This is a genomic window from Pseudoalteromonas aliena, assembly GCF_038155085.1.
GTDB classification, from domain to species: domain Bacteria; phylum Pseudomonadota; class Gammaproteobacteria; order Enterobacterales; family Alteromonadaceae; genus Pseudoalteromonas; species Pseudoalteromonas aliena_A.
This window is the reverse complement of sequence record NZ_JBAKAU010000002.1, coordinates 189,710-202,223: the sequence shown is the minus strand read 5'-3', so window position 1 is coordinate 202,223 and position 12,514 is coordinate 189,710. Positions and strand designations below refer to the sequence as shown.

Here is a 12,514-nt window from a genome sequence, read left to right as displayed (position 1 = left end):
GTTTTAGGTTGTGTTATGTTTGTTATTCCCGTTTATATAGAAGCCGGTGTGTGTGGGTTTGAATCGCCCGCAGCGCAATATACCGAGCTAGGTGTTTCTCTTGATGAGCTATTAATAAAACACCCAGATGCCACATTTATTGGTATTGCATCGGGTAACTCTATGCAAGAGGTAGGTATTTTTGAAGGCGACCTACTTGTAGTAGACCGTGCAGAGCAAGCTGATAATGGCGATGTTATTGTTGCCAATTTAAATGGCCTGTTTGTTTGTAAGTTACTTGATAAAACCAATGCAAGGCTGCTGTCAGCATCGCCCCTACATAAGCCGGTACAACTAACACCAGCGGATGAGTTTCAATTAGAGGGCGTAGTGACGCTATCAATAAGAATGCACAGGCAAACTCCAGAGCTTTTAAAATGTACGCCTTAGTAGATGCTGTTTCATTTTATGCAAGTGCTGAAAAAGTATTCGACCCTTCCATTCGCTCCAAACCTGTTGTTGTACTTACTAATAACGACGGTTGCGTATGTGCTGTGTGCCCTATTGCAAGGCAGTTAAACATACCTAAATTTGGCCCTTACTTTAAAGTTAAGCATTTGCTTGAGCAAAACAACGTGGTTGTACGCTCAAGCAATTACGAGCTGTATGCCGATTTAAGCGCCAAAATGATGAATATAATTGGCCGCTTTTGCGACACACAATACATATACAGTATTGATGAGTCGTTTTTACACTTTAATGGCTACACGCCACTGATTAAAAACTGGCACGAATACGGTCATGTAATAAGGCGTACCGTATGGCGAGAAGCAAAACTGCCCGTAGGCGTAGGGTTTGGCCCAACGCCTACCCTTGCCAAAGCGGCTAACCACGCCGCTAAAAAGCTAAGCGGGTTTGATGGTGTAGCCGTTATAGATAACGAGCAAAGCCGCCAAGCCATTTTACAAAGAATGAGCTGCGAAGATGTATGGGGTATAGGCAAGCGCCTAGCTAAAAAGCTCAAAATAATGAACATAAACACAGCATGGGAACTTGCACAGCAAAGTCCTAAAACAATGCGCCGTGCGTTTAGTGTGGTTGTAGAGCGCACAGTAAGCGAGCTTAACGGTGTAGCATGTTTAACCTGGGACGATGTACGCCAAGATAAACGAGAAATTTACTCTACCCGTAGTTTTGGCGAACGAATATACGAGCCTAGCGCATTAAAAACCGCCCTTATGAACCATGTTACTACGGTTGCTAGTAAATTACGGGCGCAGCGCTCACTAACAAAACAACTTTATATATTTGCCGCAAGCGGTAAACACGAAGACCGCTATTGCAAAAAGTCGTTTATGTATAAGTTTGCAACCCCCACTAACGATACCTGCGTAATGGCAAATGCAGTCTCTGAGGTGTTTAATACTATTTATCAGCCAGGGGTTCGGTTTTATAAGTGTGGCGTAGGCGCTTTAGAGCTTACCTCGGTGCAGTATCAGCAAAGCGATTTATTTAACCAAAGTGCTGATAACCCAAAATTAATGCAGTGCCTAGATACAATAAATAACCGGTACGGAAAAGGCATGCTAAGCCTTGCTAGCAGTAAATTAAACAACCGCTGGTACATGAACCGCGATTATTTATCGCCGCAGTACACTACGCGTTGGCACGATATCCCCAAAATATACTGCGAATAATTTACTAAATACTTTACTTGCTCTCGTCTGATTTTTTAAATGTACACTCTACACTGGGTTCGCTCAATGTATATTTCAGTGTGTTATTAGCTAAAAATTTGATACTTTGATTAATTGTTTTTTCGTTTGCAGGGTTTTCACAACGGCTCATTCGTAAACTATTTTCAAGGCCATCACTTTTATATTTTAGCGAGCTGGTAATAAAACAAAAGCCAGGCTTTTTTACTGTTTGTGTACCATTATGAAGCGGACCAAATACAATTTGCTCTCCAAGTTTAAAACCTGCACTTAAATCACTTTCGTCTGTTAAACTCAGTTGGCTATTAACGCATAACCCTGAATCGGTCGACACGACTTCGTATGCCCCCAATTTTGACTTTAAAAGCGGTATAAATCGTGTTTTATTACTTGGCTCACTAAAGGCGTAAGCACTTGTAAATGTAATTGCTAACAAAGCAAATGTTATATATTTCATTGCGTGGGTGTATCCTCGTGAATCAGCGTGCTAAATAATGGCTAATCACTTAGTTTTCATAAATTTTACAACTATAACAGAGATTTACTATAAAAGGAGATAAGTCGCGCTACAGCACTTAGATACCACAACTAATCATTTTGTTGTAAAGTACGCTGTTAAATACGTACCAGAACAACAAAACGATTAAATGCACATTACTGCCAGTACTTTGCAAATAATAGTGGGTAGCTTTGCTTTAAAAACTTAGGTTTGTCTTTAAAACGTTTACCTTTAGGTTCATCACTGCCAGATGGGATGAACGGTAATTCGTCTTCGCTGCGTTCTTCAAATAATAAACCGGCTATTAAATCATACTCATCAATGTACGGATAAGGCTGCTCGTTTAAGTAATAAACAGGTGTACACTGCGCTATCGAATCAGCATTTTCTAAGGCGTTTTCGAAAACTGTTTTACCTCGCGAAATTAACCAACACCTAAATTCGCTAAAACCGTAATCGTCGTTGCATCCAGCCATTACAAAGGCGGCACCAAACAAATCCCAGGTAAAACATTTGCGCATATGTATGCCAAAGTGCTTGTCAAAATCGATAAGGTGTTGATCGCTTAAATCATTAAGTTTAGTTTTTAGGTTATCACTCACACTTTGCGGATCGAGCCCTAAATCAGGCGTTGTTACTAATTCCCAAAAAGCCTGCTCTGTTAACGCTGCCATTATAAAACCTCTTTTACTCGGCCAACTTGACCATCTTCTAAACGTACTTTAATACCGTGTGGATGATTTGGTGATTTTGTTAAAAGGCACTCAACAACACCTTCAGTTAATGTGCCGCTGCGTTGATCTTCTTTTAGTACAATATTTACTTTGGTGCCTGGTGAAATTTGCGAACGCGAAGGAATAGCCATAATTTAAACCCTAAAAATAATTTATCTAATTATAACGTCCATGTGATGTCATACCAACTAAACCGCCGTTAATTGGCTAAAAATGAGATGTGTGCTGGTTTTGCGTTCAACTTAATAGCTGCTAACTGGCTAAGTATAATCTGCGTTAACTCATCAAGTTGCGATTTTACATCTTCACGGGCTATCTCATCAATAAAGTAACATTGTACTTTTAACGTGTTTACTTCGTTATTTAAATCAACTGTATGCGTAAGATAATCAAAACCAATTACCATTTCTTTTATTGCTTCGCATGCATTAGTAAGCGCTAAGCGAATTTGCTTATCGCGTTGTTTTTGAGTTTTAGTCATAAATATAAAGGTTACTTAGTCTGGGCTTGTTGCTGTTTTTTAAACTCTTCGTAGTTAGAGTCTTGTTTATCGAGGCATTCGTAATATTCTTTGTCAGCTTTATAGTTACATTCGTCAAGACGCGCCGATTGCAATTCATGAAAACGTGCATCAGAGCTACAACCAGCCAAAACACATGATCCAATAATAAGTAATGCGCTGCTTTTTAGTTTATTGATAAACATTAAATTTCCTTACACTTTCTATATCGAAAAAGCGTTAAATTATTACAATATTATTGTATATTAGCGCCATAAAATCTTAATATCCAAAGGATCTATTACTATGATGTCGCAGTTACAAAAGTTGTTTCAGCGTATAGACAAAAGCAAGATATTTCAATCATTTGTTATAGCTGTAATTATTGTTTCTGCCCTTACAGTAGGTGCACACACTTACTCACTACATCCTACCGTAGAGCTTGCTCTAAATTGGATGGATATTGGCATTACTGCATTCTTTTTAATTGAACTAATAATCCGATTTGTTGCAAGTAAAGGCATTAAAGACTTCTTTTCTAAGGGATGGAATATATTTGACACTATCATAGTATTGGGCAGTTTATACCCTGCGGCTGGCTCTACAATGTTAATTGCTAGGCTGTTGCGCATATTTAGAGTGTTACGATTGGTTTCGATGATCCCAGAGCTGCGCTTATTAGTTAACTCATTGCTTAAAGCAATTCCGCAAATGGGTTATATAGCCCTGTTAATGTTTGTTATTTTTTATATATATGCTGCAATGGGTAGCATGATGTTTGCTGAAATTAATCCCGTACTTTGGCAAGACGTCTCAATATCAATGCTTACCTTATTTAGAATAGCAACGTTTGAAGATTGGACCGACATAATGTACGAAACAATGGCGGTGTACGAATTAAGCTGGATTTATTACCTTACGTTTATATTCTTAACTGCATTTGTATTTTTAAACATGATGGTAGGTGCGATCTTAGAAGTAATGAGTGAGGAGCACCGAAATGCCCGAGAAGAGCTTGCGGATAACGATTCTCTACCTGCAACGCAAGGTCAGGTAAATGAGCTACAAGTTCAAATTGCAGAGCTTAAAGCGCTATTAAGTAAAGACAAATAGAAATATCTAAACTAAGTAACACCAATATCAATAATGTTGGTGTTACTTTGAGTTAAGCGTTTAATTTAGGATATATAAATACATTAATTACTTTTATTACTTAAAGGTTTATCACTCTTTGGATCTTCAAAAGAAATCACATTATCCACTTTCATTTTAAACGCATCAAAAAAAGCATTTTTTAAAACCGAAATAACGGCTTGAAAAGTCGAAACATCCGTACTATCTAATTGCCCTTCGATAGGAATACGTGCAGCAACAAATTTAGATTCATCGTTTTCAAGTATAGAGCCAAGTAAATCTACACTACCTTCAAATATAGCAGTAAAAATACCGTCGTCATCTTTTTCAATATCTTCGCGCCACGAAAAAACACGTAAGTTTTGAACACCCGCTTTTACATAACCGCTTAAGTTATTATCTTTAGCCACAAGTTCCATAGCGCCATCAATCCCCCCCGCTTCAATATCAAACGGTGTATACACTTTAAATACAGTGTCGAGATTTTTAACTGAGAAGCGCTGTACCTCTGCGTTAAAATCAAAATTGGCATGTTTGCTAAAAGGGTCTAGTTTACCATTAAGTTTTAATGCGGCCTCCCCCATTAACGCCCCATCTACGTTTAGAGTAGTCACAAGTGTTTTTGATAGGTTTTGCGCATTCGTTATATTTTCAATTTTGGCGTTAATATTTGATATAAAAGTGGGCTTTTCACTGCTATTGGTTGAGTTAACTAAGGTTAACTTGCCTTGCTCAATTATTAAAGTATCGATAGAAAACAATACTAAGTCATTCGCCAGCCCCACCCAAGTGGTTTCATCTTTTACTTGTTGATTTTGCTCAGAAGCATTGGGGTCTTTATCGTAAATAACTATTTCAGGATGCGTAAAAGCCATATTTGTGACTAAATTCCCTTTTAAAAGGGCTGACCACGCAAGTGAAAAATCGAGAGTTTGAATGCTCAGTAAAGGCTTAGGAGCTGAGGTTGCATCAACAGCGTAAATTTCAACGTCGTCAATCGCGTAGGCACCGCGATATAAAAACAAATCTACATCACCAACATGCCCCGTAACACCTTGCGTATGTTTTAGCTGATAATTTACGTACTGCTGAAGCGCATAAGGCGCGGCTATCCTGACAATAATAAGGACTAATAAAATAACCGCAAATGAGTTAAACCATTTGCTATGAAATACATTAGAAACCGTGCTCATTGTAATTTCCTTTACCTAATACTTTCAAATGAGCATTTTAAACATGTAAGAATTACGCAAGATTGTAATAACACTACGTAAATCGTATTTAAAATACATCGTTTATAGCCTAACTGAAGTTAAAGTGGCTAATTTAAGTATTAAAAGCAAATGCTATACCAGTAATAAGTGCTTAATTTATAGATAGGCTAAAAAGTTAAAATAGGGGCGGTTAGTAGCAAGATAAAGTGAGAAGGTACTTACCTTAAAAGTAAAAATAAGTTAGATATAAAACCTAGGCTATCCATTTTACAATAACTACTAGCTTTAGTAATTAACCTATTAATTTAATAGCGTCTGTAAACTTAACTGGTTTACTAAATAAGAACCCTTGGTATTTATCAATATGCAAGGTTTTCAATAATGCCAGCTGTGCAACATTTTCTACGCCTTCAGCAACAACTTGGCAACCAATCATATGTGACATTTTGGTTACGGCCGAGACAATATTTTCATCTGTAGAGTGCTCGCAGATATTATCAATATATGACTTATCTATTTTTATGTAATCGACTGAGAGCTCTTTTAAAACAGATATCGAAGAAAATCCTGTACCAAAGTCATCAATAGAAATGCGAACGCCTGTCTCCTTTATTTGTGTGATTACCTCAGACAAATATACTAGGTTTTTAATCATTACAGTTTCGGTGATTTCTAGATGTACGTTGCTTGGAGTTACTGCATATTTTTTTAATAAGTCAGTTAAGATAATCAAAAAGTTATGATTTTCTAACTGTAAGACTGAAACATTAATAGAGAGCGCAATACTCGGATCAACTTCATTTAATTTACCCAAGCTAGCAATTGATTGTTCGAGTACAAACTCACCGAGTTGGTTAATTTTTCCATATCGTTCTGCGATATCGATGAATTCTGAGGCTGGAATAAATTCATCATTAAACTGCCAACGAAGCAATACTTCAAACGTCGTTATCTTATTATCAATCATATTAACAATGGGTTGATAGCAAAGGTGGAAGTCACCTTTATCAATACACTTATGAATTGCATTACGTAAAGTATCTTCTCTTTTTAACGCATCATACATTCGTTCATCAAACACAGAAACTTCGTTACGGCTTCTTTTACCATCATACATTGCAACATCAGCGTATTTAATAGCTTGCTCTAGCTCAAAATTTTTACGAGTAAAGTATAGTCCTATCTTAAAAGAAGGCTTAACCCGAAAACTATTTAAAGAAACAGTTTGAGTTAAAGTTTTGACTAACCTAAAAATACAATCATATAGCTCGTCTTCCGTGGCATTACGAGAATAGAAAATAAACTCATCCCCTCCCCATCGGCAAGCAATAAAGTCCCCCTTAGTTTGTGCATCTATTAACCGCTTACCTATTTGAGCTAGTACATAATCACCAAATTCATGACCATATTTATCGTTGATGATTTTAAAATCATCCATATCTAAAAATAAAACAGCTTTAATATCACTATTCTCATTCACTAAATCGAGTTCTACATTAGAGACAAAACTTCCGCGATTAAACAACTTAGTAAGATTATCTTTTTGCTCTAAAAGGATAATTTGCTCGGTACGTGATTGTACTTCATTTTCTAAATTTTCAATGAATTGATCTAACTTAAGTTCATTATTAATTGACGATTTAACATCTCTTGCACTACGTACAGCAGTTATAAAACACAAAATAAACCACAAAACGAGCCCTAATACACCTAAAACTCTTTCATCTTCTATAGGTTGTAAAAGTAACAAAATGCTAAAAGGCACAAGTAGGCATGTTATATACGATAGTGATGATCGAATATCTGAAGCTAAAACATTAACGCCTCCACCAGCTAGTGAACTAAAGACCACTAAAGATACAAATTTCTCTTGTATCCCCATATTTTCATAAAACAGAACAGGGAATGCAGCCCAAGTGAGTGCGGTTAATAATAAACCAATAAAATACAGGTTATATTTAAACGTGTAGGTGTTACTAACAAATAGGTGATTAGCTACTCTAAGCAATGAAATAAATGTTAGCGTAAAAAACCAATATAGTTTTTCTTGGGATGCGCTGTGATTAATGCTGCTAAAAATAAGAACACAAGAAACAACCGTATTTATCGCAATTGCAGAGCTAAAATATGAACTAACAAATGCTAATCGCTTATTGGCAAAATTATTTATATAAGTGGACATGAATTTAGACTCAATAGGCTGCTTTATGTAAACAGTTTACTTAAGTTCAGTAATAAACAAAAGAAAAAATTCATAAAAAAGTACTATTAAAGCTTCCCACTTCTTTTTTAATACGGTCAAAACAACAATCAGGTCAAAAATGGGAAGCCTGTTGATCTTCCAAGATTAAAGACTGTTCTATAGCAGTAATTTAATTAAGGTACGAGGTGTGCAACCTATTCGCTTACATCCATGTAAGCAACAATAAGTAAATGTAGCCTCTAGGATGAACCAAGAGACTATTCATGTTTGGCATTTATCCGCTATTGTCTATTGATGGAAAATAACCATACTACATAGGCGCTTTATGGCCTAAAAACGCAGCTGAAAATTCAACCTCAAAAGATAAACAGTGCCTAGTAAATTGCTAATCCTTTTTGTTCAAAGTTATAATCTTGATTCATTATTCAGCATCAACAATAATTCGTAACATACGACGAAGCGGCTCTGCCGCTCCCCATAACAGCTGATCGCCAACTGTAAATGCACTAATGTATTTTGGTCCCATCGCTAATTTACGAATACGCCCAACAGGAATGCTTAAAGTGCCCGTTACTTTAACCGGTGTTAAATCTGTGGCGCTAATTTCACGCTCGTTTGGAATTACCTTAACCCACTCATTATGAGACGCTAAAATTTCTTCAATTTTTTCTACGCTAATATCTTCACGTAATTTAATGGTCATCGCTTGTGAATGACAACGCATAGCGCCAATACGTACACATAAACCATCAATAGGTACTGGTTGCTTAGAAGAGCCTAAAATTTTATTGGCTTCTACTTGCGCTTTCCATTCTTCTTTAGACTGACCGCTTGGCATAGGTACGTCAATCCACGGGATTAAACTGCCCGCTAATGGCACACCAAATTGGTCTTGTGGTAAGTCATTTGACGCCATTGTTTCACTGACTATTTTATCAATTTCTAAAATAGCAGAGCTTGGGTTATCTACTTTATCTGCAACATTTGCATGAATAGCGCCCATTTGTGCAATAAGCTCTTTCATATTTCGTGCACCAGCACCAGAGGCTGCTTGGTAAGTCATTGGGCTTACCCATTCAATTAGGTCTTGCTCAAACAAGCCGCCTAATGCAAGTAGCATTAACGATACAGTACAGTTACCGCCCACAAAGGTTTTAACGCCTTGCATTAAGCCTTGTTCAATAACATCTTTGTTTACGGGATCAAGCACTATTATGCTGTCCTCACTCATACGCAGTGCTGAAGCTGCATCAATCCAGTAACCATTCCAACCCGACTCTCGAAGTTTTGGATATACCGCATTGGTGTAATCACCGCCTTGGCAAGTAACAATAATATTCATTTTTGCAAGTTCACTAATGTCACTTGCATCAAGTAATGGTTTTGCATCGCCGGCTATATCTGGGCCTAATTGACCTGCTTGTGAGGTGGTGAAAAAGGTGGTGTCGATATGGGCAAAATCACTTTGTTGCTGCATACGTTCTAATAACACAGAGCCAACCATGCCACGCCAACCGACTAATCCTACTTTTTTCATTGTTTGTTCCACTGTTTGGTTCATAAAAGATGCCTTAATACATTAAAAATTAAAAATTCATTGCGTGAGATTTAATTTTTATTAACGCTAACCTAACATCACCCGCGCTCTAAAACTAGAGAATAAAGCGAAACTTAAATTTTTTTCATGTCATAAAAAAGCCCTGCTATAAACACAGGGCTAATGGGTAGTTTGCTTTTATTGTTTATCCCTTCCCTAGGTTTTTACTTTATAAAAGTAAACGCTTAAAACTCGTAGCTGTAACTTAAGTCAAATGTAATGCCCTGCTCTTTAGAGCGTACAATAATATCTGATTGTGTTACTTCTTGATCTTCATCAAGTAGGTTTTTAACTTTGAACTTAACTTTAGAATTAAAATCTGGGTAGTACGTATAAACTAAATCTAGTGAATGAAATGGTTGCTCGTAAGCATCGTCACGATTAGCAACACCTGCTGCTAAAATACGCTCACCAAACACATTATAAACAAGTGAGCTACTGTGCATACCATCAAGTGAATCATAATTAAGCTGTAAATTCACAACATATTCAGAATGACCCGTCATACGTTTTTTAGGATTGGTTAGCGTCCCTGCAAGCGCCGGGTCAATAGATGCCTCAGAATCACTTATCGTTATGTTACCACTGGTAAATAAGCCTTCAGTTACGAACGTTAGGTCTTGTAGCCATTCAGCTTCAACACCATACACCTCTGCTGTTTCACCGTTAATAAATGATGCAGAGTAATCTTCATCACCAATATTTAGAACGGTTTCAATTGGTGCTGTAATATCTTTATAAAACGCAGCTACGCTAAATGAATTACCTACATCGCCGTAATATTCGTAACGTAAGTCATAGTTTTTAATCGGGCTGCTTTTAATACCTGTTCGACCAAATGTTCTAATATCGGTTAATGGATCGTAATAAGTTACCGGTACAACTTCACGGAAATCAGGTCGAACAACCGTTTCACCATAACCAAAGCGTACTTGGTAATCATCACCGCCTACATAAGTAACAGACAGTGCTGGGTACCAATCATCTGTGATGACTGAACCTGCGGCAATTTTATCTGGGTCGTAAAACGTATTTAAGTCTTCTTCATCAAAGATAAGGCTAGATGTACCAATTGATGTTTGCTTAAACTCTTCATAACGAATACCACCGCTAATTCTTAACCACTGTTCGTAGAAAATATCAAACGATGCATAACCAGCATCCACCTTTTGAGCCGCAATATAATCATCGGCATCCGGTGCTGTTGGCTCATTAAAATCAACTAAAACAGCGTTATTATTAATAAAATCGTCAGTTAAAAAGCCGCTATTATTAAGTGCATCATTGGTGCCATCATTTACTGAAATACCAGAACCACCACTGTTGTTAATAGCAAAACTTGAGGTATTAAATAGTCGCGCCCTATCAGAAAAATCGTAGCCAACTTTAAGTTCAACTTCCATGCTTTCAAACGTAAGTGGTAAAGTTAAATTACCTCCATATGATTTTACACGCTCTTGCATATTGGTATAAGACATAATTACGCGGTTATCATCACCGGTAATAGTCGAACCCGCATAATTACCATCGCTGTTGTAGCTATCACGGAATTCAAAATCAGCACTAGTAGGAATATCAGTCGTTGCTTTAGCTTCAGTGTATTGCCAGTCAACACCTAATCCCATGTAATCTAAAAAAGTATGCTGCCCCATAAATTGGGTAATATTTAACTGGCGCTCTTCGTAATTAAACGCATGGTTACGATTTGCAACGCCATCGCCTGCAATACTAAACGTAGAACTGCCTGCAGGGCTTTGCGAAATAGCAATTTCTGACTCGTCTTCATTATCTATAATATAAAGCTGTTGAGCTGAAATGCTATGTGTGCCAAGCGTATAAGAAAGGCTAAGCGATCCGTTATAACTTTCAGTCTCAGTAGTTACCTGCGAATTTTTGACTGTGTTGTAGCACGAGTTAGATACATCATCTGCTGTGGCAAGCGAAGTTGTACAATCAATTGAACCATCTTGATTTTCAAGATCTTGAGTAATTACAGAGCTAAAACGCTCTTCAAAATCCCACTCATTTTTATATGCGCCAGCCAATAAAAAACCAAATTTTCCGCCAAAGTAAGACTCTTCAAAACTATCGCCATAATGCGCTTTAACATTATAACGAGGGTCTAACGATTCCTCTTTTAACTCATACGCACGTGGCAGTGATTTTAACAATGCATTGTTAATCGCTGTCGCTTGCTCAGCGCGGGTTTGCTCAGCATCCACAAAACCTTCACGACTTACTATATTACCAATACCAAAGTTACCTCGGTATTGAGAAATAGCATTGTTTAAAGCCTCTGGAATGCCCTCTTCATTGCGATTATACGTAAACCCATCTCCTGATGCGGTGTCGTATCCTGCGCCTACTTCAAATCCTGCAGTAAATTCACTAGGCGCTGTTTTAGTTCTTATATCAATATTACCGCCACCAAATGCAGCGGGCATATCTGGCGAATATGCTTTTTGAACAGCCATACTCTCAATAATACTGGCAGGAAATATATCGAGTGGAATTACATTACGTGTTAAATCAGGGCTTGGAATATAAGCACCATTTAATCGAGCACTTGAATAACGCTCGCCTAAACCACGTACATAAATAAACTTACCATCAACTAACGTTAAGCCTGTTACACGGCGTAGTGCTGATGCTGCATCACTATCACCAGTACGCGCTAATTGCTCAGAGCCTAGAATATCAGCAACAAATGCTTGGTTTTTACGCTCTTCTACAACAGCGGCCGCACTTCCTTGTAAACGCGTTCCAACAGCAACCACTTCTTCTATTTCTTGTGAGTTTGTTAACTGTTCATCCGATTGGGCGGCAATAAGGCTTGTAGACTGTGTAACTAAGCCTAAGCCGATTGCCCAAGTAATTTGATTGAGTCTATGTTTTTTAGACATGAGATAGTCCTAATCAGGTTATACAAAAGAGGCGCCT

General features: G+C 37.5%; 12 protein-coding genes. 3 read left to right on the top strand and 9 right to left on the bottom strand.

Annotation, left to right across the window (positions count from 1 at the left end; all coding sequences use genetic code 11):
* Positions 1-15 precede the first annotated feature (15 nt).
* Together V6260_RS03705 and V6260_RS03700 are read left to right on the top strand one after the other, a co-directional pair.
* Positions 16-429 carry a LexA family protein gene (locus V6260_RS03705; protein WP_341592732.1) on the top strand — a complete coding sequence of 138 codons (414 nt, stop codon included), beginning with the start codon at positions 16-18 and terminating at the stop codon, positions 427-429.
* Positions 417-1,676 carry a Y-family DNA polymerase gene (locus V6260_RS03700; RefSeq protein WP_341592731.1) on the top strand — a complete coding sequence of 420 codons (1,260 nt, stop codon included), beginning with the start codon at positions 417-419 and terminating at the stop codon, positions 1,674-1,676. Before V6260_RS03705 ends, V6260_RS03700 begins: the two co-directional genes overlap by 13 nt.
* 13 nt (positions 1,677-1,689) lie before the next feature.
* Here the strand turns inward: V6260_RS03700 and V6260_RS03695 are convergent, their stop codons facing one another.
* The 5 genes from V6260_RS03695 to V6260_RS03675 form a co-directional block, all read right to left on the bottom strand.
* Positions 1,690-2,151, bottom strand: coding sequence for a hypothetical protein (locus V6260_RS03695; protein WP_341592730.1), 462 nt, complete (start codon positions 2,149-2,151; stop codon positions 1,690-1,692).
* A 197-nt stretch (positions 2,152-2,348) separates the two neighbouring features.
* A complete protein-coding gene (locus tag V6260_RS03690) occupies positions 2,349-2,867 on the bottom strand; it encodes a DUF4240 domain-containing protein (protein ID WP_007377587.1) in 519 nt (172 codons plus the stop codon).
* Entirely contained in the window at positions 2,867-3,058 is a 192-nt protein-coding gene (locus tag V6260_RS03685) for a YwbE family protein (protein ID WP_341592729.1), read from the bottom strand. The genes V6260_RS03690 and V6260_RS03685 overlap by 1 nt, the downstream gene beginning before the upstream one ends.
* 68 nt (positions 3,059-3,126) lie before the next feature.
* Complete coding sequence (locus tag V6260_RS03680) at positions 3,127-3,408, bottom strand: hypothetical protein (RefSeq protein WP_341592728.1); 282 nt, start codon at positions 3,406-3,408, stop codon at positions 3,127-3,129.
* An 11-nt stretch (positions 3,409-3,419) separates the two neighbouring features.
* Positions 3,420-3,632, bottom strand: coding sequence for a hypothetical protein (locus tag V6260_RS03675; RefSeq protein ID WP_004334789.1), 213 nt, complete (start codon positions 3,630-3,632; stop codon positions 3,420-3,422).
* Positions 3,633-3,732: 100 nt separating this feature from the next.
* On the opposite strand from V6260_RS03675, the gene V6260_RS03670 reads away from it, so the two are divergent.
* The gene (locus tag V6260_RS03670; protein ID WP_341592727.1) at positions 3,733-4,539 is read left to right on the top strand and encodes an ion transporter; all 807 of its coding nucleotides are present in this window, start codon (positions 3,733-3,735) and stop codon (positions 4,537-4,539) included.
* An 83-nt stretch (positions 4,540-4,622) separates the two neighbouring features.
* On the opposite strand, the gene V6260_RS03665 is transcribed toward V6260_RS03670, so the two are convergent.
* From V6260_RS03665 to V6260_RS03650, 4 genes are all read right to left on the bottom strand, one after another.
* Positions 4,623-5,753: a DUF748 domain-containing protein gene (locus tag V6260_RS03665; RefSeq protein ID WP_341592726.1), complete on the bottom strand. Its 1,131-nt coding sequence runs from the start codon at positions 5,751-5,753 to the stop codon at positions 4,623-4,625.
* A 313-nt stretch (positions 5,754-6,066) separates the two neighbouring features.
* Positions 6,067-7,956 carry a bifunctional diguanylate cyclase/phosphodiesterase gene (locus V6260_RS03660; protein ID WP_341592725.1) on the bottom strand — a complete coding sequence of 630 codons (1,890 nt, stop codon included), beginning with the start codon at positions 7,954-7,956 and terminating at the stop codon, positions 6,067-6,069.
* A 442-nt stretch (positions 7,957-8,398) separates the two neighbouring features.
* Positions 8,399-9,538 carry an aspartate-semialdehyde dehydrogenase gene (gene asd / locus V6260_RS03655; RefSeq protein ID WP_341592724.1) on the bottom strand — a complete coding sequence of 380 codons (1,140 nt, stop codon included), beginning with the start codon at positions 9,536-9,538 and terminating at the stop codon, positions 8,399-8,401.
* Positions 9,539-9,759: 221 nt separating this feature from the next.
* Positions 9,760-12,477 carry a TonB-dependent receptor plug domain-containing protein gene (locus tag V6260_RS03650; RefSeq protein ID WP_341592723.1) on the bottom strand — a complete coding sequence of 906 codons (2,718 nt, stop codon included), beginning with the start codon at positions 12,475-12,477 and terminating at the stop codon, positions 9,760-9,762.
* Between the last annotated feature and the right edge of the window lie 37 nt (positions 12,478-12,514).

Coding starts and splice junctions, on each gene's coding strand:
- V6260_RS03705 (WP_341592732.1), top strand. CDS start 16: ATGTTTGTTATTCCCGTTTATATAGAAGCCGGTGTGTGTGGGTTTGAA.
- V6260_RS03700 (WP_341592731.1), top strand. CDS start 417: ATGTACGCCTTAGTAGATGCTGTTTCATTTTATGCAAGTGCTGAAAAA.
- V6260_RS03695 (WP_341592730.1), bottom strand. CDS start 2,151: ATGAAATATATAACATTTGCTTTGTTAGCAATTACATTTACAAGTGCT.
- V6260_RS03690 (WP_007377587.1), bottom strand. CDS start 2,867: ATGGCAGCGTTAACAGAGCAGGCTTTTTGGGAATTAGTAACAACGCCT.
- V6260_RS03685 (WP_341592729.1), bottom strand. CDS start 3,058: ATGGCTATTCCTTCGCGTTCGCAAATTTCACCAGGCACCAAAGTAAAT.
- V6260_RS03680 (WP_341592728.1), bottom strand. CDS start 3,408: ATGACTAAAACTCAAAAACAACGCGATAAGCAAATTCGCTTAGCGCTT.
- V6260_RS03675 (WP_004334789.1), bottom strand. CDS start 3,632: ATGTTTATCAATAAACTAAAAAGCAGCGCATTACTTATTATTGGATCA.
- V6260_RS03670 (WP_341592727.1), top strand. CDS start 3,733: ATGATGTCGCAGTTACAAAAGTTGTTTCAGCGTATAGACAAAAGCAAG.
- V6260_RS03665 (WP_341592726.1), bottom strand. CDS start 5,753: ATGAGCACGGTTTCTAATGTATTTCATAGCAAATGGTTTAACTCATTT.
- V6260_RS03660 (WP_341592725.1), bottom strand. CDS start 7,956: ATGTCCACTTATATAAATAATTTTGCCAATAAGCGATTAGCATTTGTT.
- asd (WP_341592724.1), bottom strand. CDS start 9,538: ATGAACCAAACAGTGGAACAAACAATGAAAAAAGTAGGATTAGTCGGT.
- V6260_RS03650 (WP_341592723.1), bottom strand. CDS start 12,477: ATGTCTAAAAAACATAGACTCAATCAAATTACTTGGGCAATCGGCTTA.